This window comes from Bradyrhizobium manausense (assembly GCF_018129685.1).
Classification (GTDB): domain Bacteria; phylum Pseudomonadota; class Alphaproteobacteria; order Rhizobiales; family Xanthobacteraceae; genus Bradyrhizobium; species Bradyrhizobium manausense_D.
In genome coordinates, this window is record NZ_JAFCLG010000022.1 from 20,841 (window position 1) to 44,079 (window position 23,239).

Below are 23,239 nucleotides of genomic sequence, written 5' to 3' on the forward strand. Positions count from 1 at the left end.
AAGCGTCGCTCCCGACTTGCACTGAGGCCGTCACGCCTCCCCGTCCTGCCACCCGATCTTTGCCTTCAAAAACTGAAGGCCGAGCACCTGGAAGCTGGCGCGCTCCTTGTTGTCCTTGCCGTAGCCGTGGCCGCCGGCGGCGGGCTCGTAGAACCAGGCCTCGTAGCCCATCGCCTGGAGTTTTGCGGCCATCTTGCGTGCGTGACCGGGATGAACGCGATCGTCGCGCCGCGTCGTGGCAATCAGGATTGGCGGATAAGGCTGGCCCGGTTTTGCGTTGTGATACGCCGAGTAGGTCTTCAGCCACTCCCATTCCTCGGACTTGTCAGGGTCGCCATATTCGGCGATCCAGCTCGCGCCGGCGAGCAGTTTTGTATAGCGGCGCATGTCGATCAGCGGGATCGTGCAGAACAGTGCGCCGAAGCGCTCAGGATATCGCACCAGCATGTTGGTGATCAGGATGCCGCCGTTCGATCCGCCCTGGGCCGCGATTCGTTTCGGCGTCGTCACGCCGCGGCGAACCAGATCGGCGGCAACGGCGGCGAAATCATCATGCGACAGCTTCTTGCCGGCGTAGCGGCCGGCATCGTGCCAGCGCGTGCCGAACTCGCCGCCGCCTCGCAAATTCGCCTGCACCGTCGTGCCGCCGCGCTCCAGCCAGAGTTTTCCTAGCGATGAATTGTACTGCGGCTTCACCGCGAGGCCGAAGCCGCCATAGGCGGTCATATAGACCGGTGCATCGCCTGACACGCCGGCGGGACCGGTCTGCACATAGGGAATGCGCTCGCCGTCCACCGAGATCGCCTCGTGCTGCGTCACCACGAGGCCATCGGCGTTGAACGTCTTCGGCGCCTGCTTCAAGACGATCGGACTTTCGACGCCGCGCGCAAGCAGCATCAGCGACGGCGGCGTCAGCGGGTCCTGCACATTGGCGAGCAGGTCGCCATTGCTCTCGGGGTCGTAATGATCGAAGCGCCAGACATCGACGACGCCGAGCGTGGGGAGGCCACGCAGCGTCTCGCGGCTCCAGCCGGTGGGCGACGGCGTGCAAAGCTCGAACTCCGGCCGCAATTCGTCGAGAATGGACAGCAGCAGCTTGCCGTCGGTCCAGGAAAATCCCTGGAGCGCGCGGCGTGCGCCCGGCTCGAACAGGATCGCGAAGTTGCGATCGCCGGCGAGGAATGCCGACAGCGAGATGCCGAGCACGCTGTCCGCCATGTAGGTTCGTCCCGCAACGGTCCATGGCTCTCGCAGCTTGATCGCGAACCAGTCGCGATGCGACTGCATCCATACGCCGCTCGGGAGATCGAGCCTGGTGAGCGTGCCGGCCGCGTCGCGTAGCCAGATCGCAGTATTGAAGAAGTCGAGCTGATCGATGATCCAGGCACGCGTCTCCGTGCCGGTGTCTTCGACCCCGCAATAGACCCGCATCCGGTCGGCACTGGTCTCGAAGATTATTTCCGCCTTCTCGATCGGCTGCCCGCGCCGCCACAGGCGGATGGTTCTGGCGTAGCCCGATGTCGTCGCCATGCCCTCGCCATAGGCGCTGGAGAGCACGAGGGTATCAGGATCGAGCCAATCGACACTGCCTTTCGCCTCCGGCAGGACGAAACCGTCGCTCACGAAGCTCTTCGCCTCTCCGTCGTATTCGCGCAGCACGACGGCGTCGCTGCCACCGCGCGACAGGCTCAGCATGACGCGCGTATAGCCTGACCGGGATGATGTCCAGTGCAGCAGCCAGTCCTCGCCCTCGCTGGCGGCAAGCTGGTCGACGTCGAGGATGGTTTCCCAATTGGGCGCGGCTTTCCGAAATTCATCGAGTGTCGTCCGGCGCCATATGCCGCGCGGATGCTCGGCATCCTTCCAGGTGTTGTAGAGCAGGCCGCCGCTGCGGCCGACATAGGGAATGTTGTCAGGACGATCGAAGATCGTGGCGAGCAGGTCGCGATCGCGTTCGAAGGCCGCGCCGCCGAATTTGCCCAGCGTCATCAGGTTCTGCCGCTCGACGAATTCGAGCGCACGGGCGCCTTCGACCTCCTCCAGCCAGAGCCAGGGATCATCGTCGGGAGCGCTCGGCGTGGGCCTGTCATCGACGGACATGAACGAAACTCTCCGAAAGCGGCGGCGCGATAGAATTTGATCGAGCGCAAACCGTCAAGGGCGCGGTGCGGTAGGGTCCATCCGATTGCGTCAGAGGCATGGCCCGCGCCCGTTTGCGCTGGTTGTCCGACCGCCTTCCTCTCTCCATAGTCCCGGGAATCAACGAGCCTTTTTGGGCGGGAATGCCGATGCTGGACGTGACTGCAGCCAATGAGATCGCCGACGACGCCCGCGTGCGTGGCAATGTGGTGCGCCTCGCCGCCGCGCAGGCGCTGACCGGCGCCAATTCGGCTGTCATCTTCGCCACCGGCTCGATCGTCGGCGCCACGCTCGCGCCCGACATGTCGTTGGCGACCGTGCCGCTGTCGATGTATGTGGTGGGGCTCGCCGCCGGTACGCTGCCGACAGGCGCGATCTCGCGCCGCTTCGGTCGCCGCACGGCTTTCATCACCGGCACCGGCCTCGGCACGCTCACCGGCCTCACTGGCTCGTTTGCGATCCTGCATGGTTCATTCGCCTTGTTTTGTCTGGCGACCTTCCTCGGCGGCCTCTACGGCTCGGTGGCGCAATCCTATCGCTTCGCCGCGGCCGACGGCGCCAGCGCCGCCTATCGGCCGAAAGCCGTGTCGTGGGTGATGGCGGGCGGCGTATTCGCCGGCGTGCTCGGTCCGCAGCTCGTGCAATGGACCATGGACGTCTGGTCGCCCTATTTGTTCGCCTTCAGCTTCCTGGTTCAGGCGGCGGTCGCGATTGTAGCGATGGGCATCGTCGCCGGCGTCGACATGCCGAAGCCCGCGCCGGCCGATCTCCACGGCGGCCGGCCGCTGCTGACGATCGTGACCCAGCCGCGCTTCATCGCGGCAGCACTCTGCGGCGTCATCGCCTATCCCATGATGAATCTGGTGATGACCTCGGCGCCGCTCGCCATGAAGATGTGCGGCCTCAGCCTGTCCGATTCCAATTTCGGCATTCAATGGCACATCGTCGCGATGTACGGGCCGAGCTTCTTCACCGGCGCGCTGATCGCCCGCTTCGGCGCGCCCAAAATCGTCGCCACCGGCCTGCTGCTGGAAGCCGGCGCCGCCACCATCGGCCTCTCCGGCCTGACCGCGATGCATTTCTGGGCGACGCTGATCGTGCTCGGCGTGGGCTGGAATTTCTCCTTTATCGGTGCCTCGGCTTTGGTGCTGGAGACACACCGCGCCCAGGAGCGCAACAAGGTCCAGGCCTTCAACGATTTCCTGGTGTTCGGCATGATGGCGATCGGCTCGTTCTCCTCGGGGCAGCTGCTCGCCAATTACGGCTGGTCCGCGGTGAACATGGTGGTGTTCCCGCCTGTGGCCATCGGCCTCGTCGCGCTGTCGCTGGCATCCTGGGCCCGCCGCCGCAAGGCGCGGCTCGAGGCCGCCATGGGCGAGTTCCCGGACGCAATTTGACTGCGCGATATGGTTGGCAGGAGGCTGTCAGCAACGTCGATACTTCGATCCAGCTCGAAGTGATTTTCGGCAGGCGGATTGTTACATGATGCTCGTCATGAACAGGCGAGCGTAGAGTCAAGCGCTCGCGGGGGAGGTTCAAGGAGAAGCGCAAATGCTCGACAATCCCCGCTCCACCACGTCCATCGACGAATCTTCGCTCCGCTACGAAGGCTGGCGCATCGTCGCCGTCTGTTTCCTGCTCGCAACCTTCGGCTGGGGCCTCGGCTTCTATGGCCAGAGCGTCTACGTCGCCGAGCTCCAGCGCGCGCGGGGCTGGCCGGCCTCGTTGATCTCCTCGGGCACCACGTTCTTCTATCTGTTCGGCGCCCTGCTGGTCGTCTTCGTCGGCGAGGCCGTCCGGAAATACGGCCCGCGCATCTGCCTGATATCAGGCACGCTGGCGATGGCGGCAGCCGGCGTCGCGATCGGCGCCGTGCGCGAGCCCTGGCAGCTTTATCTCGCCGATGCCGTGCTCGCCTTCGGCTGGGCCGGCACCAGCCTTGCCATGATCACCAACACGATCAGTCTCTGGTTCGACCACAAGCGCGGCATGGCGATCAGCCTGGCGCTGAACGGCGCCAGCTTTGGCGGCATTGTCGGCGTGCCGTTGCTGGTGATGATGATCAGCCATTTCGGTTTTGCCAACGCGATGTTCGCCGCCTCGGGCGCGATGCTGGTGCTGCTGTTGCCGGTGATCCTCTTCGTCGTCGGCCGGCCGCCCGACCTGCATGCCTGGCGCGGGGCGGCGAAGCCAACGCCGCAATCATCGGCGGATATCCGCAAGGGCGCTCTGCGCGACGTCGGTTTCCTCACGGTCACCATTGCCTTCGCCCTGGTGCTGTTCGCACAGGTCGGCTTCATCGTGCACCTCATCTCGTTCCTCGATCCCGTGATCGGGCGCGAACGTGCCGCTGTTGCGGTCGCGGTGCTCACCGCAATGGCGGTGATCGGCCGGGTGCTGTTCTCGATGGTGATCGACCGCCTCAACCAGCGGCTGGCCTCGGCGCTGTCGTTCCTCAGCCAGGCGGCTGCGCTGTGCGTCGTCATCGTCATGCACAATGATGACGCGCTGATCGCCGCCTGTGCCGTGTTCGGCTTCTCGGTCGGCAACCTCATCACGCTGCCATCGCTGATCGTGCAGCGGGAGTTCGATAGTGCCTCCTTCGGGGTGCTGATCAGCCTCAACACCGCGATCAACCAGGTGGCCTACGCATTCGGCCCCGGCGTGGTCGGATTTCTGCGCGATTGGTCCGGCGGGTACGCGATGCCGTTCTATTTGTGTATCGCGCTGGAGGTCATTGCTGCGGCGTTGATCATGGTGGGGGGAAGCCAAAAGCAAAGCTCTCGTAGGGTGGATTAGCGAAGCGTAATCCACCATGCTTCAACGAGTGCGGAACGAAGTGGGTGGATTACGCCTTCGGCTAATCCACCCTACGCATCACACCTCGCGCTGCTTCAGCAGCGCCTCGACATCCAGCCGCTTGGTAAACATCGCGAGCTTCCCGTCCGGCCCGAACGGCCATTGCTCCCGCGGCTTGTCCCAGTACAGCTCCACGCCGTTCTGATCGGGATCGCGCAGATATAACGCCTCGGACACGCCGTGGTCGCTGGCGCCATCCAGCGCAATCCCTGCCGAGAGCACCCGATGCAGCGCATCCGCGAGCGCAGGGCGTGTCGGATAGAGGATGGCGGTGTGGAACAGCCCGGTGGTGCCGGGCGGCGGCGGTGAGCCGCCCTTGCTTTCCCAGGTGTTGAGGCCGATGTGGTGGTGATAGCCGCCCGCCGAGATGAACGCCGCACCGGAGCCCATCCGCTGCATCAGCTCGAAGCCGAGCACGCCGCAATAGAAGCCGAGCGCGCGATCCAGATCGGCGACCTTGAGATGGACGTGGCCGATCCTTGTGCCTGCGGCGACGGCTTGAGTCTGCGACATCGGTTGCTCCGTTGATCGTATCCACATAGGGACGCCTCGGGACAGTTCTACTGGCCTATCCCGAAACCCAGCGTTTCCTGGAAGGTGATTAAGAATGTCATGTGGGCCAGGAGGAGATGTTTCACCTCTCCCGAAGGGAGAGGTCGGATCGCATCGACAGATGCGATCCGGGTGAGGGGTTACAGTCTCACTGAACGCTGCGGCCCCTCACCCGGATTGCTGCCGCAATCCGACCTCTCCCCGCAGGGGAGAGGTGAACAGAAGCCGCGGCCGGTCTCTTCCTGATATCTAGTTAAGCTCCTTGACCTCGCCCTCCGGCAGTTCGAACTCGAACGCGTTCAGCGTCATCGACACCATCGTGTAATAGCCGCAGAGTCCGATCACCTCGACGACGCCGCGCTCGCTGAGCAGCTTGACCGCCTCTTCATAAAGGCCACTCTCGACGCCGTGCCCCTCATGCAGCGATTTGGCGAGATCGTAGATCATCTGTCCCTTGGGATCGTCGAATTCGGGCGTGCGGCGATCGCGGATGGCATCGATAATCTCCACCTTCATGCCGCCCGCCAGCGCGAGGCGCTTATGCGCATACCATTCGTAATGCGCGGTCCAGTGCCGCGCCGTCACCAGGATCGCGATCTCCGAGAGTTTTGCCGGGAAGATCGTGTCGTAGCGCAGCACCTCGCCGAGCCGCGTGGCGTGACGGGCCATGTCGGGGCTATTGAGCCAGGCCATCATCGGTGCCGGCGGCTTGCCGCGTTTGCCGGCAATCGACTCGTCATAGGTCTGCCGCTGGCTCTCGTTCATTTCGCCAGGCGAAAGAAGTTTCAGGCGCATTCGCGTTTCCTCTTTGTTTTCAAGCACCGCCGAAACAGCGACTATAGCCGATGCGCTCAATCGAAGTGGTTGAATTCCGCGAGGGCTTGGCCCAGAGTCCGGCCCAACAAGTCTGATGTGATTGATGGAAACGACCATGAGCGAATCCGAAGCCGCCGATCTGGAAACATTCCGAAGCGAAACGCGCGCCTGGCTGGAAGCGAATTGTCCGCCGGAAATGCGCAAGCCCGCGACGTCGGATGACGACGTGTTCTGGGGCGGCCGCAACGCGAAATTCTCGTCCGAGCCGCAGCGCATCTGGTTTGAGCGCATGCGTGACAAGGGCTGGACCGTGCCGGATTGGCCGAAGGAGTATGGCGGTGGTGGCCTCTCGGCCGCCGAGCACAAGGTGCTGCGTTCCGAGATGGGACGAATCGGTGCGCGTCCGCCGCTGTCGAGCTTCGGCATCTGGATGCTCGGACCGGCGCTGCTCAAATACGGCAATGAGGCGCAGAAGAAGGAGCACCTGCCGAAGATCGCAGCGGGCCTGATCCGCTGGTGCCAGGGCTACTCCGAGCCGAACGCCGGCTCCGATCTCGCCTCGCTGCAGACCCGCGCCGAGAGCGATGGCGATGATTTCATCATCACGGGTTCGAAGATCTGGACCTCCTACGCCAATTACGCCGACTGGATCTTCTGCCTCGTCCGCACCGATCCCACGGCGAAGAAGCACGACGGCATCAGCTTCATCCTGTTCGACATGGCTTCGAAGGGCGTGACGACCAAGCCGATCCTGCTGATATCAGGCTATTCGCCGTTCTGCGAAACCTTCTTCGACGGCGTCCGCGTGCCGAAGGCGAATGTTGTTGGCACCATCAACCGCGGCTGGGACGTCGCAAAATATCTGCTTCAGCACGAGCGCGCGATGATCTCGGGCATGGGCGAGCGCGGCGTCGGCCGTCCGCTCGGTCAGATCGCGGCCGATAGCGTCGGCAGCGATGCGCAAGGCAAGCTGGATGATGCGATGCTGCGCGGCCAGATCGCGACCTTCGATGTCGATGAGGCAGCCCTTGCCGCCTGCGCCGAACGCGCGGTCGATCTCGCCAAGGCCGGCCAGGCGCATCCGGCGTTCTCGTCGGCGATGAAATATTACGGCACCGAGCTCAACAAGCGCCGCTACGAGATCCTGATGTCGGCCGGCGGCGTCGACGCGCTGGAATGGGAGAGCGAACGCTCCAGGCAAGGCGCCCGTCCGCGCGCCTGGCTGCGGACCAAGGCCAACTCGATCGAGGGCGGCACGTCCGAGGTCATGCTCGGCATCGTCGCCAAGCGGATCCTGGACCTGCCGGGGGCCTAGCTGCACTGTCATTCCGGGGCGCGCGAAGCGCGAACCGGGAATCCATTTCACCGCGTCCATGCCGCCTGATGGATTCCGGGCCTGCGCCTGGCGGCGCATCCCGGAATGACCAAGACAAAATAGACTTCGAATCGGAACCACGCACATGGCCCTCGTCCTCACCGAAGAACAATCAATGCTCCGTGACAGCGCACGCGGGCTGATCAGCGACAAGGCGCCGGTGTCGCACCTGCGCCAATTGCGCGATAGCAAGGACCCCACCGGCTTCTCCAAGGAGCTGTGGCACGCCTTCGCCGAGATGGGCTTTGCTGGCCTGCTCGTGCCGGAAGAATTCGGCGGCAGCGGTCTCGGCTTCATGGAGGCCGGCATCGTGATGGAGGAGATCGGCCGCACTTTGATGCCGTCACCCTTCCTCGCCACCTCCGTGGTCGCGGCCTCGGCGCTCAACCGCGGCGGCAATGCCGCGCAGAAGTCGGAGTATCTGCCGAAGATCTCGAACGGCTCGCTGCTCGCGACGCTCGCGATCGACGAGGGCGCCAAGCATCGTCCGCTCCAGACCGTCTTGCAGGCCGTGCGCGCCGGCAACGGCTTCAGGCTCTCCGGCGCCAAGGCGCTGGTTGTTGACGGCCATGTCGCCGATCTCTTCATCGTCGCTGCGCGCACGGCAGGTCGTGCCGGCGAGCGCGACGGCCTGACGCTGTTCCTGGTGAACCCTGCGGCCAAGGGCGTCGCGATCGAGCGCACCATCATGGTCGACGCGCACAATGCGGCGCGGATCGAGCTTGGCAATGTCGAGGTCACCGCCGACAGCGTGCTCGGCGAGGTCGATCAGGGCGCCGCGCTGCTCGACGGCGTGCTTGATATCGGCCGCGGCGCCGTCGCCGCCGAAATGGTCGGCCTCAGCGACGAGGTGTTTGGCCGCACCGTCGAGTATCTCAAGAACAGAAAGCAATTCGGCAAGCTGATCGGCGAATTCCAGGCGCTGCAGCATCGCGCCGCCCAGCTCTATGTCGACATCGAGATCACCCGTGCCGCCACCATGAAGGCGCTGCAGGCGCTGGATGCCGACGTCGCCAAGGCCGCATCAAGCGTCGCCGTCGCCAAGGCCCGCGCCGGCACCACCGCCACGCGCGCCGTGCAGGAAGGCGTGCAGATGCACGGCGGCATGGGCATGACCGACCAGTTCGACATCGGCTTCTTCATGAAGCGCGCGAGGGTGTGCGAGGAGCTGTTCGGCGACGCCAACTACCACACCGAGCAGCTGGCGCGCGCGCGGGGGTATTGAGGCGAGGCGGGCTCGCGCCGGATAACCCACCGGTGTCGTCGCCCGGCTTGACCGGGCACCCAGTACGCCGCGGCCTCACCGTATACGTCTGACGTCTCTGGAATACTGGATCGCCCGGTCGAGCCGGGCGATGACAGTTGAGAGTGTGGGCAGCGCCCGCCTCACGCTCGTCATTGCGAGGAGCACTTGCGACGAAGCAATCCAGATTCTTTCCGCAGTGGCAGTCTGGATTGCTTCGCTTCGCTCGCAATGACGAAGAGCTACCGCATCGGCGGCGCATACTGCACGCCGCCGGCATTCCACAGCTGGTTCATGCCGCGCGGGATCTTCAGCTGCGACTTCTCGCCGATATTGCGTTCGTACATCTCGCCGTAATTGCCGACGCGGCGGATGATGCGCGCGGCCCAGTCCTTGGTGAGACCGAGCTGCTCGCCGTAATTGCCCTCGGTGCCGACCAGCCGCATCACTTCCGGCTTCTTCGACTTCAGCGCCTCGTCGATGTTCTGCGAGGTGACGCCGAGCTCTTCGGCGTTGATCATCGCATAGAGCGTCCACTTGACGATCATCATCCAGTCGTCGTCGCGCTGGCGCACGACGGGGGCGAGCGGCTCCTTGGAGATCATGTCGGGCAGGATCATGTGGTCCGCGGGCTTGGACATGTTCAGCCGCAGCGCATAGAGCTGGGAGACGTCGGCGGTCAGCGTATCGCACTTGCCGGTGTCGTAGGCCTTCACCACGTCTTCCAGCTTGTCGAACTTCACCTCTTCATACTTCATGTTGTTGGCCTTGAAGTAGTCGGCGAGGTTGAGCAGCGTGGTGGTGCCTGACTGCACGCAGACCTTGCTGTCGGCGAGGTCGAGCGAAGTCTCCTTGTTGCGGGAGCGAGGCACCATGAAGCCTTCGCCGTCGTAATAGGCGACGGCCGGGAAATAGAGATCGTATTCGAGCTCACGCGACATGCTCCAGGTGGAGTTGCGCGAGAGGATGTCGACCTTGCGGCTCTGCAATTCCTTGAAGCGCTCGCTGGCATCGAGCGGAACGAACTTCGCCTTGGCCGGATCGTCGAAAATGGCGGCCGCCACCGCGCGGCAGAAGTCGACGTCAAAGCCGGTCCAGTTGCCCTTGTCGTCGGGGATCGAGAATCCCGGCAGGCCCTTGTTGACGCCGCACAGCACTTCGCCGCGGCGCACGGTGCGCTTCAAGGTGCGGGTATCGTAGAACTCGTAGGTGATGGCCAAGGCGGCGACCAGCACGGCGACGGCGAGCCCGATCAGCAGGCCGCCTCGAAATGTGCGCATCATGTTGCTCTCTCGAAAAATCGGGAAAAGGAATTCTGGCGAAGGCGGGAAGCACGATCCCAAGGAGATGCCAAGAGGATGCCAACGGATCGTGCCTGGACGATAGGCTCTAGAGTTCGGGCTTCTGCCGGATGACGACCTTGGTGCCGACGGGGACGCGATCGTAGAGATCGGCGACGTCGTTGTTGACGAGACGGAAGCAGCCCGAGGACACCTTGGTGCCGATCGTGTCAGGACGGTTGGTGCCGTGGATGCGGTAGACCGTCGTGCCCAGATACATGGCGCGGGCGCCGAGCGGATTGCCGGGGCCGCCGGCCATGAAGCGCGGCAGATAGGGCTGGCGCTGGATCATCTCCGGCGGCGGCGTCCAGTCCGGCCATTCCTTCTTGTTGGTGATCTGCACCAGGCCCTGCCACTGGAAGCCGTCACGGCCGACGCCAATGCCGTAGCGGATCGCGCGCCCGCCGGGCTGGACCAGATAAAGGTGACGCTCCGCGGTCGAGATGATGATGGTGCCCGGCGCTTCGGTCGTGCGGTAGTAGACGACCTGCTTCTGCCATTCCGGATCGAGCTCGTAGCTGTCATCGGCGATCAGGCCCGGCTCGTCGCCGCGGTCGGGCTGCTGGGCAAAGGCCTGCGGCGCGGACAGTATCAGGCCCATCGCAGCCAACAATGTCCCGGTCAGGCGACGAAAATCCGTCATTTCAAGCTCTCCCCACTGCCACAGCGCAAATCGTTCCGAACCATCTGAACTCAGGGGCAGCTTCGTGGCAAGTTAAAGGCGCGCCGGGTTGGTATGTCACGAGAATGCTTTGGTTTTTTGACGTGCATCAATACCATGAACAGGGTGGGTTGGCGCGAAAAACAGTGATCGAGGTGTTCCCATCGTCTGAGTGGACCCGTCTGCATCTGCAAAGGCCGTCATGCCCGGGCTTATCCCGGGCATCCTCGGTGCTGCGGCTTAAGACGTGGATGGCCGGGACGAGCCCGGCCATGACGATGTGGAAGCAGCTCGCTCTAAATCTGACAGGCTTCCGCCCCGATCCCGAGCCGCCGAACGATTTCGACGCCCACGGCGCGGGCCTCGTTGCGCGAGCCGATGCGGGGGCTGCGAAACCGCCGCCCGGACTGCAGGCGGATCGTGACGATGCAGTGCTCGTCCTCGGAGCGTCCGCGGCGCTCGACCGCGATCGCCTTTACCTCACGTCCCTCGATATGGTCCGTGCGCGGCTGGCCGTTGCCCCAGAGGCGTTCGACGCGGATGTCGCCCTCGCGGATGATCCAGAACGCGCCCGCGGCGCGATTGGCAAATCGATAAATCCCGAACGCGGCGATCACGCCCAGCGGCAGCAGCATGTAGTCGATCCATTGGGGGGGCAGGCCACGCCAGAGCCTGAAGGCATAGGGTGCCGCACTCAGCGCGACGGCGATCAACGCCGCGATCCGGATGTCTCTCTGGGAGAACGGCTCGACGGGGTCGCCAAGGCGCATCTCGGGATTGCTGGCGTCCAACGGATTGACGGGCGCCTCGACATCTGGAACGTCGAATTGCGCGGCAATCCGGGTCACCGTGTCATGGACATGTGTGATGTCGGACAGGGGCGGCGAGGTCAGGCGCTCTCCCGATGCCAGCGTGAAGGCGAGTTGAAACCGTGCTTTGGCGGTTTTGCTGCCGGGAACACGGAGCGCCGTGATCTCGTCTTTTGCGACGACCCGGGTCTGGAGCTTTCCGAACGGGCGCTGTCGGCCGATCAGAATTTCATCCGGCGTGATGATCCACACCACGGCCGGGGCCAGCATCACCGCACAGACGAACGCCGCGCCCGCCAGCAGCGCGACGACAGAGACGATCACTTCCACGACATCGTGCGTGAACAGGCCCGGCGTGAAGCAAAGTGCGACGGCCGCCGCAGATCCGGCCACGACCAGCCGCTGCGCGATCGAGGAGCCTTCGCGAAGGCGGATATCGTTGCTGGTGGTCGCGTCGTCCATTGCGGCGGCTGATTTTCGTCGCGGCGAAACTCCACGGACGGGTCCGTGGAGTCAAGCAGCAACGATGGCCGCCGCGCAGGCTAGCTGCTGGCGTTCAGCAGCTTGGCCACGGTGCGGTCGATCTCGTCGTAACGGCCCTCGCCTTCGTGCTGGAACACGATCTTGCCGGTCTGGTCGATCACATATTGCGCCGGCCAATACTGGTTGCGGTAGGCGTCCCAGGTTTTGGAATCGTTGTCCTGAGCGACGGGGTAGGTGATGCCGTGCCGCTTCAGCGCGGCCTGGACGTTGGACGCGGAACGCTCGAACGGGAATTCCGGCGTGTGCACGCCGACCACGACGAGGCCCTTGTCCTTGTACTTGGCATAAAGCTCGGTGACGTGCGGCAGCGTGTTGACGCAGTTGACGCAGCCATAGGTCCAGAAGTCGACCAGCACGACCTTGCCGCGCAGGTCGGCGATGTTCAGCGGCTTCGAATTGAACCAGTTGCTGATGCCGGTGAAATCAGGCGCGGTCACCGCCTGACTGGCGGCCGCGACCTTGACTGGCGCCGCGGGCGAAACCTCGTCGCAGATGCCGGGGATGACGGCGCCGGTGACGGCAAAGCCGATCAGGGCGGCGGAGACGGCGAGCAGCTTGAAAGTCATGGACGTGTTCTCCGTTGAGAGGGAAGCGATCACAGGCCGATCTGGCCGGTGGGGTAGAACGAGGTGAGCCACGCCACGATCAGCGTGTCGTATTGGAAGTAGGCGGCGAGCGCGAAGGCGATCACGACGACGCCAAAACCCTGCTGCAGGCGGGGCGAGATGCGGGCGAGGCTGCGCACACGCGTGGTCGCGGCCTGTCCGCCATAGGCGATTCCCAGCATCGGGATCGCAGCGCCGATCGCGTAGGCGATCAGCAGCGTGCCGGCCCAGGCCAGATTCTTCGAGGTCGCGACCAGCGTCAGGATCGAGCCGAGCACAGGGCCCGCGCAGGGCGTCCACACCAGGCCGAGCGTGGTGCCGAGCACGAGGCCGCCGATCGCGCCCTCGCGCTGCGCGCCGCCGGCAGCGCCGAAATTCAGCCAGCCATTGAGTCTGATCGACAACCATTCGAACGGTGCCGGCCACAGCATCAGCAGGCCGAAGCCGAGCAGCAGGACCGCCGCGGCCTCGCGCAGCACGTTCGGATCGAAATCGAACAGCCGCGTCAGCGCGCCGAGCAGCAGCGCGACCGCGGAGAAGGAGATGACGAAGCCGAGCGCGATCATCGCGGGGCGCAGATGCGAAGAGCGCCCGATCGAGGCGCCGAGCAGGATCGGCAGCATCGGCAGCGTACAGGGGGCGGCGATCGTCAGGATGCCGGCAAGGACGGCGAAGAGAAGCTCTAACATGGCGCACTCGCGATGGAGGTCACGAGGGCAGTTCGCCGCGGAGGCGGGGATCGTTACGCCCCGTCACGCGGTCGTGACGAGGGTGGATGTCTTGCGAGGCGAGTATGCCGGGCGACAGCGGCAGTGCGTTCCCTTCCCCACAAGGGGGGAGGGAATGAGAGAGCGATGCCTGTCTCACTCGATCAAGGAGGGTGGCGCTTAGTGCCACCCCCAGACACGAAACGACCCGGAGGGGGGCATCCCGTCCGGGTCGCTGGAGGTCTTGGGAGGTTTAACGAAACCGTATGCGATCTTTATAGGGACGAAGTTTTTCCGCCTGATGTTGTGCTTTGTTTCATTTGTTTCGTCGGCGGTAACGCTTTCGTGTCCCGGGATGGGGCCGGATATCAGGCCCTATCCCATTGAAATCATTTATTTTAAGCGGCGAAACGATCGACGCCGCAACCCTTAAGCAGATCGGCGAGCTGCTTGCGGGCGTAGAACATCCTTGTCTTCACCGTGCTCTGGGGGATGCCGATGATCTGGCCGACCTCCTCCACCGATTTCTCATGGTAGTAGACGAGGTTGATGATCTCGCGATGCGCGGGTGACAGTTTTTGCACGCAGGCGCGCAGGATGGCGCTGGTGTCGCTGCGGTCCAGCGAGGTCTCCGGCGTGTCGCAATCGTCGGGGATCTGGCGCACATCTTCCTGGTCGATGTCCTCGAAGCGGCGCTGGCGCATCGCGGTCAGCGCCTTGAAGCGGGCGATCGAGAGCAGCCAGGTCGAGACCTGCGAGCGGCCCTGGAACTGGCCGGCGGTGCGCCACACGTCCAGGAACACCTGGCTGACCAGGTCTTCCGCCGTGGTCGCGTCACGCACGATGCGCAGGATGAAGCGATAGACCCGGACATTGTGACGGCAATAGAGGATGTGCATGGCCGTCCTGTTGCCTTCGGCGATGCTTTCGAGAAGCATCTCGTCCGAGGTCGCCTGAGCGGCAATGATGCCCTGGCTGGCTTGGGCGTTGATGGCGATGACGTTCGGCATGGACTTGGCTCCGCGGTGACGCCGCAACCGAGCGGCGTTTCCTTGGGCCGAAGTGTTAATGAGCCAACGTTTCGGGACGTCTGCACGAAAAGGGGAAAATGGTTTCGTGCGCCGCCAAATTGTTTCGTCGCGCTTATTGCGACGAAACATTCGGACCAAAAAAGCGTGTTATTTCAATGCTTGGAAAATACGGTAGCGCCTGATTGGACTGCGCGGAACCAATTCCGGGGGCTTGCGTTGCGTGCGCAAGCGCACACTTGCGCTCCGGCCCTATGCCTTCTCGCCCGCCGGCGAGAACAAATAGCCGCCGCCGCGGATGGTGCGGATCACGGCGGGCTTGGTCGGGTCGGGCTCGATCTTGCGGCGGATGCGCATGATGCGCAGGTCCACGGCGCGGTCGAAGGCCTCGGCGTCGCGCGCATTGGCGAGCTCGAGCAGGCGCTCGCGCGACAGCACGCGCTTGGGATTGGCCGCGAACACTTTCAGCAGCCCGAATTCGGATGCGGTCAGCGGATGCTCATTGCCTTCGTCGTCGCGCAGGGCCTGGGCTTCGAGGTCGAGCCATTTGGTGCCGAAGCGCACCAATTGATCCTTGTCTGATTTCGCCGGCGCTGCGTCGGCGCCTGCAGCCTTGACCGGCGCGCTTCGCCGCAGCACCGAGCGGATGCGCGCCATCAATTCGCGCAGCTCGCAGGGCTTTGCGACGTAGTCGTCGGCGCCGAGCTCGAGGCCGACGACGCGGTCGATCGGGCTTGCTGTCGCCGTGAGCATGATCACTGGCACATTGATGCGGCTCTTGAGGTCGCGGATGATCGAAAGGCCGTCTTCCTCGGGCATGTTGAGGTCGAGCACGACGAGGTCGGGCATGCTGCCGTCGATCGCGGCGCGCAACGACTTGCCGCCGTCGCACAGCGTCACGGTGAAGCCGTGCATCTTGAGGTAATCGCCGACCATCTCCCGGGCCGGGGCCTCGTCGTCGACGATCATGATGTGCTGGCTTTGTGTCATGTCACTTCAGAATATTGCAGATATCGGTGCTCAAATCACGGCATCTCGGTCGCGGGCAGGGTGATGGTGAAGGTCGAGCCCTTGCCCGGCCCGTCGCTTTCGGCGGTGACCTCGCCGCCATGCATGTCGATAATACGCTTGACGATGGACAACCCAAGCCCCGTCGAGCTCTCTCCTGCCGTCGGTTTTGCGGATAGCCGCTGGAATCGGCCGAACAGGCGGCCGAGATCCTCCGGCGACAGGCCGGCGCCCTCGTCGCTGACGCTGATGATGGTGTCGTTGCCCTCATGGGTGACCGCGACGGTGATCCTGCCCGCGATCGGCGAGTATTTGATGGCGTTGCTGATGAGATTGTCGATCGCCTCGCGGATGCGGTCGGTGTCGCACATGGTGACGATGTTGGCCGGCGCGGTGACGCTGATCGCCTGCTGCTTGTTGACCGCGAGGGGCTGGTTGGCCTCGGCGACCTCCTTGACCAGCGCCGCGACATCCACCGGCTCGCGGCGGATGGTGATGTCGAAGGCGTCGGCCATCGCGTCCGAGATCAGATGGTCGACCATCGTGGTCAGGCGCTTGGTGGCGTCGCGGATATGATCGACCTGGGCGACCACGCCTGATGCCGAGGCGCCCGTCGCGATCAGCTCCTTCAGCATCTCGGTGCGGCCGAGGATGACGCCGAGCGGGTTCTTCAGATCGTGCGCGACGGTGCCCAGAATCTCGTTCTTGAAGCCGTTGGCGCGCTGCAGGCGCAGCCATTGCGCGGAGAGGCGCCGGTTGGCCTGCATCAGCGCGCGGGTGCGCTGGGCGACGCGGTCTTCCAGCTGCGTGTTGGCGTCCTGGAGCTGCTGGTAAAGGATGACGTTGTCGAATGCGATCGACAGACGGCTCGAGAAGATCTCGACCAGCGAGCGGTCGGTCTCCGACAGCTCGCGCTCGGCCTGCAGCAGCACCACGACCTCGCGGCCGGACCCGGTGCGCAAGTAGATGACGCTGCGATGGTCGGCGAATTCGTTCTTGCGGCCCTGGAAGGCGGCTTCCACCATCGCGCGCAGATCGGGGTCGAGCGCCTTCGACGAGGTGGTGCCGATGAAGCGGCTGTAGCAGCCGCTGCCGGCAAGCACGGAGAGTTCGGGATCGACGCCGCCATTGTCGCGCAGCACGAGGATGCCGGCACAGTCGGCGTTGAGCAACGAGGCGAGCTGGGTCAGCACGCCCTCGGCGAGCCGCTGCATCGACTTGAAGTCGTACAGCGTCGAGGCCGCGTCGATGATGATTTCGAGGCCGCGCCGCGTCTGCACCATGCGCTCGAGCTGCTGGTAGGAGCGCAGCGCCGCGGTCAGCGACGTGAACAGCTTGTCGGCGGTGAGCTCGGTCTTGGCCTTGTAGTCGTTGATGTCGTACTGCACGATCACGCGCCGCTCCGGCGCCTGGCCGGGCTGGCCGGTGCGCAGGATGATGCGCACCGTCTCGTTCTTGAGCTCGTTGCGGATGTATTCGACCAGTTCGAGCCCGGCGACGTCGGTCTCCATGATGACGTCGAGCAGCACCGCGGCGATGTCGTCATGCGCGGCCATCAGCTTGCGACCTTCGGCCGCGGAATGGGCCGAGAGGATCTCCAGGCCCTGGCCGTTCAGGCTGTAGTCCGAGAGCGCAAAACGGGTGCCGTCATGCACGGCCGGATCGTCGTCGATGACGGCGATTTTCCATTTCCGGGTGTCCGTATCCTCCGACGCGGTACCGGTATCGTCGATCAGGTGGAGGACATCGTCCTGTTCGGCCATTGAGGAGTCCCGTCACTTTCTGTGCTTTGCGCGCCGCCCTTGGCGATCCGCGGCATGATAATCCGAAAAGTAGTGCCTTGTCCCAGCTTGGATTCCAGCATCATCCGTCCGCCGAGCTGCTGGGTGACAAGGTTATAGACGATATGCAAGCCCAGCCCAGTGCCGCCTTCGTTGCGCCTCGTGGTAAAGAACGGGTCAAAGGCTTGGCGCTGCACGTCGGGGGTCATGCCGGCCCCGTCATCGGCGAAGATGATCTCGATATCGTCGGCGCCGCGCGGCTTGGCCGCGATCGCGATGGTGCCGGCGCGCCCGTCGGCAAAGGCGTGGTTGGCGGCGTTCAGGAAGAGGTTGGTCAGGATCTGGCCGTAGGAGCCGGGATAGCCGTCGAGCAGCAGCCCCTCGGGCACGTCGACCTGGAGCGTGATCGGCGAGCGCTTCAGCACGGGCCGCAGGCTCGCGATGATCTGGTCGGTGGCTTCGCTCAGCGAGAACTGGCGGCGCTCGGCATGGGAGCGGTCGACCGCGACCTGCTTGAACGACTGGATCAGCTCGCCCGCGCGGGTCAGGTTGGCGACGAGCTGCTGCGAGGCGTCGCGCGAGGACTGCACGAACTCTTCCAGCTGCGAGCGGCGAAGCCCGCCTTCGCCCCGGAGCTGGGCCTCGAAGATCTCGCTGCGCCTGGCAAGGCTCGAGGCCACCGTCAGGCTGATGCCGATCGGGTTGTTGACCTCATGGGCGACGCCGGCGACGAGGCCGCCGAGCGCAGCTAGCCTTTCGGCGTCGATCAGATTCTGCTGCGCGGCGTTGAGCTCGAGCAGCGCGCTCTCGGCCTTTTCCTTCGAGGCCCGCAGTTCGTCCTCGGTCTCGCGCTTGGCGATCGCATTCTCGCGGAACACTTCCACCGCGCGCGCCATCGCGCCGACCTCGTCGCGGGCTTTGGTGCCCTGCACCTCGCGGCCGAGATCGCCGAGCGTGATCGCGCGCATCGCGGCCATGATCTGCTGCAGCGGCAGCCGGATCGACAGTGCGATCAGCACGCCGGCGGTGAGGATGATGCCGAGGAAGATCACCGCGATCGACAGCACGCGCCTGGAAATGTCGGCCAGCGTGCGGTCGAAAGTTTCCTGCGCCTTCTGTTCGCGCTGGCGCATCTTGGTGGAAAGATCGTCGATGGCGCCGATCGCTTCGGCCTGGCTGGCGTCGATGGTGTTGCGCAACAGCTCGGTGCGGTTCGACAGCTGCTCGGAGAGCTTTGCAAAGCCCTCGCGCAGCGCCGTGGTGCGGATCGCGAGCCTCTGCAGCGCCATCTTCTGCAGATCGTTGTCGGCAAGATCGATCATCACGGGGATGGTTTTCTCGATCGTCTCGGTGTTGCGCCGCGCATCGTCGGCAGCATTCGGTGACAGCGACAGATAGTAGGAATTGGCCGCCACCAGCATCGCCGTGAAAGCCTCGCGCGACTTGCCGAGCGAGGGCCAGATCAGCGCATCGCGATGGCCGGTGGCGCCTTCGATGATCGAGTACAGGCCCGCCATGTCCCTGGCCGGGCCCTGCACCTGCTCCTCATAGGTCTTGGCGATGGTCGCCTGCACGCTGCGCAGCTCGCCAAAGCCGTTGAGGAAGCGGTCGGTGGTTCGCTCCAGCTCCTCGACCGAGCCCGACAGCATCGGGTCCTTGGCGGCGCGGTCGGTCAGCGTGCCCAGCACGGCCTCGCGCAGCAGCAGGATCTCGGCGAACAGGTCCGGGCTCGGCTGGTTGATGTAGCGGTGGATCAGGTTCTGGAGCCGCCCGGTCTCGCTTTCGAGCAGCGCCAGGATCCGGTCGGATTCCCGCACCTGCCGCACGTCGTCCCAGGCCGAGCCGAGCACCTGGGCGCCGTTCCAGATCAGGGCGACCAGCACGATCACCACGGCGGAATTCAGCGCCGCGATCGACAGGATGCGCCAGCGGATCGGCACCGCACGCAGCAGGCCGACGATGCGCGCGCGCATCCGCCCGGCCGGGCCGGGCGGCCGCTCAGCGATCTCGCTGTGTCCGGTCGCGCTCAAGCGTCACTCCACCTTGCGAATGCGTTCGATCAGCGCGGCCGCGGCGGGGTCCTGGGCAACCTTGGCGTATATAGGCGCCATCGCATCCTCGAACGGCTTGCGGTCGATCGTCTTGATCACGGAAATTCCGGCGGCCTGCGCCTCGCGCTGCGACTGTTCCTCGAGGTCACGCCATTTCTCGCGCATATACAGGCTCGAGCGCGCCGCGGCCTCCTTGAAGATGGTCTGGTCTTCAACCGACAGGCTGCGCCAGGCCTTGAGCGAGATCACCAGCACTTCGGGGCTCATCGTGTGCTCGGTGAGGGTGTAGTAGACGGCGTGCTTGTAGTGGTCCGTGGTCACGAAGGATGGCCAGTTGTTCTCGGCGCCGTCGATCAGATGGGTCGCGAGCCCCGTGAGCACCTGCCCATAGGGCAATTCGACCGGCTCGGCGCCGAGCGCGCGGATCATGTCGCTCATCAACTCCGATTGCTGCACCCGGATCCGCAATCCCTTGAGATCGGCGATGCTCTTCACCGGACGGACGTTGTTGTAGATCGAGCGTGCCCCGGAATCGTAGAAGGCGAGCCCGACGAAGCCGTAGGGCTCGAAGCTGCCGAGGATGTCCTTGCCGATCGGCCCGTCCAGCACCTTCTGCATGTGCTCGATGGACCGGAACAGGAACGGCATGGCGAGCACATTCATCGCCGGAACGAAGTTGCCGATCAGGGCGACGTTGGTCCGGTTGAGGTCGATCGCGCCGACGCGGGTCTGCTCGATCGTCTCCTTCTCCTCGCCGAGCTGGCGGGAGTGAAACACCTTGATTCCGTGCCGGCCGCCGGTGCGCTCGGCGATCAAGGCGCCCATGTAGCGCAGCGCCTGGACGGTCGGGTAATCCTCGGTCTGGGTGTCGGCGGCGCGAAATGCGCGCGCGGCAGCACTCGTCGCGCCCACGCCGATCGTCCACGTGGCGAGCAGAAGCGCGACGAAAATCACCCCGGTCCGTGAGAGTTCGGCACGGTTTAACACTGGCACACTCAACCCCTCGGAGATGGAGTCTATGGCGGGGCCAAAAGGTTCAAGGCAATCTAGCAGATGGTCAAGGGAAGGCCATCCCGCCGGCCGATTGTGCGGCGCGACCGGCCGTCATTCCCGGTTGAAACCGGGTGTCGTGCGCCTTAAGCAGGATAGGGTCGCCTTTTGCCGCTTGATCCGGGAAGAGCCATCGTGACTTCAGCATTGCGCCTATTGCAGACCGCCGCCGCCACGGCGGTCCTGACATTCAGCTTACAGGCGCAAGCGGCCACGGACATCGCGTGGTGGCATGCGATGTCTGGCGAGCTCGGCAAGCAGCTCGAAAAACTCGCCTCCGATTTCAACGCCTCGCAGTCGGATTACCGTGTCGTGCCCGCTTACAAGGGCAGTTACACCGAGACGGTGACGGCTGCGATCTTCGCTTTCCGCTCGCGCAGCCAGCCCGCGATCGTCCAGGTCAACGAGGTCGCCACCGCCACGATGACCGCGGCCAAGGGCGCGATCTATCCGGTCTACAGCATGATGCGCGACATGGGCGAGCCGTTCTCGCTCAACGACTATCTTCCGGCGGTCTCCGGCTATTACACCGATGCGTCGGGCAATCTGCTGTCGTTCCCGTTCAACTCCTCGACGCCGATCCTCTATTACAACAAGACCATGTTCCGCGACGCCGGCCTCGATCCCGAGGCGCCGCCGAAGACATGGCCCGAGCTCGGTGCCGTTGCAAAACGCCTGCGTGATCACGGCGCCGTCTGCGGCTTCACCACGTCGTGGCCGTCATGGATCCATGTCGAGAATTTCTCGGCGTTTCACAATCTGCCGCTGGCGACGCGCGGGAACGGCTTTGCCGGCCTCGATGCGGATCTGACCATCAACAATCCGCTCGCGGTCAGGCACATCGCCCAGCTCGCCGAATGGCAGAAGACAAAACTGTTCGACTATAGCGGCCGCGGGCAATCGGCCGAGCCGCGCTTCCAGAAGGGCGAATGCGGCATCTTCATCGGCTCCTCGGCGACGCGGGCCGACATCAAGGCGAATTCGAAATTCGAGATCGGTTACGGCATGATGCCGTACTGGCCGGACGTTGCGGGCGCGCCGCAGAATTCCATCATCGGCGGCGCCACGCTGTGGGTGCTGCGCGACCGGCCGCGCGAGGAGTACAAGGGCGTGGCGCGGTTCTTTGCCTATCTCTCGCAGCCCGGCGTGCAGGCCGCCTGGCATCAGAACACCGGATACTTGCCGGTCACCCGCGCCGCTTTCGAGCTGACGCGTGCGCAAGGCTTCTACGAACGCAATCCGGGCTCGGCGATCTCGTTCGAGCAGATCACGCTGCATTCGCCGACCGAGAATTCGAAAGGCATCCGGCTCGGCTCTTTCGTGCTGATCCGCGGAGCGATCGAGGACGAGCTGGAGCAGGCCTTCGCCGGCCAGAAAAGCGCACAAGCCGCGCTCGATTCCGCCGTCGAGCGCGGCAACAAGCTGCTGCGCCAGTTCGAGCGCGCCAGCCCGGAGCGGTAGCGTTGGCCCGTCTGCAACCGCGAATGAGATGCGCTCCCTCCCCCGCCTGCGGGGGAGGGTTGGGGAGAGGGTGTCTCCGCAACGGGACAATCCCCCAGAGGAGAGAACCCTCACCCGACGCTTCGCGTCGACCTCTCCCGCAAGCGGGAGAGGTGCACCGGTTGCTTGGCTTGCGCTGATGACCATAGCTCCATCGCACCAATTGCCGGCTTTCGCCGACACCCAGACCTTTCGCGCCTGGCGCTCTCAGCCCGAGCAATGGTTGCCGGTCGCGCTCGACATCGCGCGCAGCCACGGCATCGACGCCGCCTCGCCGCATGTGTTCTCCACCGGCACCAATCTCGTGGTCGGCCTCGGCGAGAGGCTGATCCTGAAAATCTTCCCGCCGCTCCTGCGCGCGCAATTCGTCTCCGAGCGCGGCTCGCTGATGCAGCTTGCGGGCCGCCTGCATCTGCCGATCCCGGAGATCGTTGCGGAAGGGGAGCGAGACGGCTGGCCCTATCTGATCATTACGCTTCTATCAGGCACGCTCGGCTCGGAGGTCTGGCCGCAGCTGCCCGAGGTGCAGAAAGAGCGCGTGCTGCGCCAGATCGGCGAGACCATCGCCGCCGTGCAAGCCGCGCCGCTCGGCCCGCTCGCGCATCTCGAGCCGCGCTGGGATGCGTTCATGCGCGCGCAGATGCAGGCGTGCCGCGCACGGCACACGCGTCTTGGCCTCGCGCCGAAATTCCTCGCCGGCCTCGATGATCTCCTGCGTGACGCCGCGACGCTGATTCCCATGGATGCGCCGCCGGTCATCCTGATCGGCGAATACATCCCGGAGAACTTCCTGCTCGCCTGCCACGACGATCAATGGTCGCTCAAAGGCCTGTTCGACTTCGGCGATGTGCGTGCGGGCTGGCGCGACTACGATCTGCTCGGCCCCAGCGCGTTCATGGCGGCGGGCCGGCCGGGCAGGGTGAGCAACCTGCTCGGCGGTTTCGGCTATGAGAAGCCAGATTATGCGCTCAAACGCCGCCTGATGGCCCTGATGCTGCTGCACCACGCCAGCGACCTCAACAGCCACATCTGCATCGAAGGCTGGCAGGAGCGGGCGAATGATCTGGTGGAGCTGCAGGAGCTGATCTGGGCGCAGTGATCGCTTCATCTCGACGCTCCGTCATTCCGGGATCGAAGCTGCGGATCGCCCCGGAATGACCGCCGTGGCTTGT

19 protein-coding genes are annotated in these 23,239 nt (G+C 64.6%); 6 read left to right on the forward strand and 13 right to left on the reverse strand.

From position 1 onward, the window contains the following. Nucleotides 1-30: 30 nt before the first annotated feature. Complete coding sequence (locus JQ621_RS30425) at nucleotides 31-2,100, reverse strand: prolyl oligopeptidase family serine peptidase (RefSeq protein WP_212240502.1); 2,070 nt, start codon at nucleotides 2,098-2,100, stop codon at nucleotides 31-33. A gap of 188 nt (nucleotides 2,101-2,288) precedes the next feature. Here JQ621_RS30425 and JQ621_RS30430 point away from each other — a divergent pair, with 188 nt between their 5' ends. Continuing rightward, complete coding sequence (locus tag JQ621_RS30430; RefSeq protein WP_212240509.1) at nucleotides 2,289-3,536, forward strand: MFS transporter; 1,248 nt, start codon at nucleotides 2,289-2,291, stop codon at nucleotides 3,534-3,536. Between the two features lie 154 nt (nucleotides 3,537-3,690). Further along, nucleotides 3,691-4,938, forward strand: a complete 1,248-nt coding sequence (locus tag JQ621_RS30435; protein ID WP_212240511.1) for an MFS transporter — start codon at nucleotides 3,691-3,693, stop codon at nucleotides 4,936-4,938. A gap of 78 nt (nucleotides 4,939-5,016) precedes the next feature. On the opposite strand, the gene JQ621_RS30440 is transcribed toward JQ621_RS30435, so the two are convergent. Both JQ621_RS30440 and JQ621_RS30445 read right to left on the reverse strand, forming a co-directional pair. Continuing rightward, nucleotides 5,017-5,511 (reverse strand): VOC family protein, encoded by a 495-nt coding sequence (locus JQ621_RS30440; RefSeq protein WP_212240513.1) that lies wholly within the window; start codon nucleotides 5,509-5,511, stop codon nucleotides 5,017-5,019. A 288-nt stretch (nucleotides 5,512-5,799) separates the two neighbouring features. Beyond that, the gene (locus tag JQ621_RS30445) at nucleotides 5,800-6,345 is read right to left on the reverse strand and encodes a carboxymuconolactone decarboxylase family protein (RefSeq protein ID WP_212240515.1); all 546 of its coding nucleotides are present in this window, start codon (nucleotides 6,343-6,345) and stop codon (nucleotides 5,800-5,802) included. 136 nt (nucleotides 6,346-6,481) lie between these two features. Here JQ621_RS30445 and JQ621_RS30450 point away from each other — a divergent pair, with 136 nt between their 5' ends. Further along, nucleotides 6,482-7,681 (forward strand): acyl-CoA dehydrogenase family protein, encoded by a 1,200-nt coding sequence (locus tag JQ621_RS30450; protein ID WP_212240517.1) that lies wholly within the window; start codon nucleotides 6,482-6,484, stop codon nucleotides 7,679-7,681. 145 nt (nucleotides 7,682-7,826) lie between these two features. Further along, nucleotides 7,827-8,966, forward strand: coding sequence for an acyl-CoA dehydrogenase family protein (locus tag JQ621_RS30455; protein ID WP_212240519.1), 1,140 nt, complete (start codon nucleotides 7,827-7,829; stop codon nucleotides 8,964-8,966). 260 nt (nucleotides 8,967-9,226) lie between these two features. Here JQ621_RS30455 and JQ621_RS30460 read toward each other — a convergent pair whose 3' ends face one another. The 10 genes from JQ621_RS30460 to JQ621_RS30505 form a co-directional block, all read right to left on the reverse strand. Then, entirely contained in the window at nucleotides 9,227-10,264 is a 1,038-nt protein-coding gene (locus JQ621_RS30460) for an amino acid ABC transporter substrate-binding protein (RefSeq protein WP_212240587.1), read from the reverse strand. Between the two features lie 109 nt (nucleotides 10,265-10,373). Continuing rightward, entirely contained in the window at nucleotides 10,374-10,967 is a 594-nt protein-coding gene (locus JQ621_RS30465; protein WP_212240521.1) for a L,D-transpeptidase, read from the reverse strand. A gap of 314 nt (nucleotides 10,968-11,281) precedes the next feature. Continuing rightward, nucleotides 11,282-12,256: a hypothetical protein gene (locus JQ621_RS30470; protein WP_212240522.1), complete on the reverse strand. Its 975-nt coding sequence runs from the start codon at nucleotides 12,254-12,256 to the stop codon at nucleotides 11,282-11,284. 80 nt (nucleotides 12,257-12,336) lie between these two features. Next, entirely contained in the window at nucleotides 12,337-12,903 is a 567-nt protein-coding gene (locus JQ621_RS30475; protein WP_212240524.1) for a thioredoxin family protein, read from the reverse strand. Nucleotides 12,904-12,932: 29 nt separating this feature from the next. Further along, nucleotides 12,933-13,631 (reverse strand): cytochrome c biogenesis CcdA family protein, encoded by a 699-nt coding sequence (locus tag JQ621_RS30480; protein WP_212240526.1) that lies wholly within the window; start codon nucleotides 13,629-13,631, stop codon nucleotides 12,933-12,935. A 416-nt stretch (nucleotides 13,632-14,047) separates the two neighbouring features. After that, entirely contained in the window at nucleotides 14,048-14,659 is a 612-nt protein-coding gene (locus JQ621_RS30485; RefSeq protein WP_212240528.1) for a sigma-70 family RNA polymerase sigma factor, read from the reverse strand. Between the two features lie 270 nt (nucleotides 14,660-14,929). Continuing rightward, nucleotides 14,930-15,667 (reverse strand): response regulator, encoded by a 738-nt coding sequence (locus JQ621_RS30490; RefSeq protein ID WP_212240529.1) that lies wholly within the window; start codon nucleotides 15,665-15,667, stop codon nucleotides 14,930-14,932. Between the two features lie 35 nt (nucleotides 15,668-15,702). After that, nucleotides 15,703-17,448: an ATP-binding response regulator gene (locus JQ621_RS30495; protein WP_212240530.1), complete on the reverse strand. Its 1,746-nt coding sequence runs from the start codon at nucleotides 17,446-17,448 to the stop codon at nucleotides 15,703-15,705. Beyond that, nucleotides 17,418-19,439: a sensor histidine kinase gene (locus JQ621_RS30500; RefSeq protein ID WP_212240589.1), complete on the reverse strand. Its 2,022-nt coding sequence runs from the start codon at nucleotides 19,437-19,439 to the stop codon at nucleotides 17,418-17,420. The genes JQ621_RS30495 and JQ621_RS30500 overlap by 31 nt, the downstream gene beginning before the upstream one ends. 60 nt (nucleotides 19,440-19,499) lie before the next feature. Next, nucleotides 19,500-20,510, reverse strand: coding sequence for a TRAP transporter substrate-binding protein (locus tag JQ621_RS30505; RefSeq protein ID WP_212240531.1), 1,011 nt, complete (start codon nucleotides 20,508-20,510; stop codon nucleotides 19,500-19,502). 192 nt (nucleotides 20,511-20,702) lie between these two features. Here JQ621_RS30505 and ugpB point away from each other — a divergent pair, with 192 nt between their 5' ends. After that, nucleotides 20,703-22,028, forward strand: coding sequence for a sn-glycerol-3-phosphate ABC transporter substrate-binding protein UgpB (gene ugpB / locus JQ621_RS30510; protein WP_409334255.1), 1,326 nt, complete (start codon nucleotides 20,703-20,705; stop codon nucleotides 22,026-22,028). Nucleotides 22,029-22,206: 178 nt separating this feature from the next. Then, the gene (locus tag JQ621_RS30515; RefSeq protein WP_212240532.1) at nucleotides 22,207-23,166 is read left to right on the forward strand and encodes an aminoglycoside phosphotransferase family protein; all 960 of its coding nucleotides are present in this window, start codon (nucleotides 22,207-22,209) and stop codon (nucleotides 23,164-23,166) included. Nucleotides 23,167-23,239: the final 73 nt, after the last annotated feature.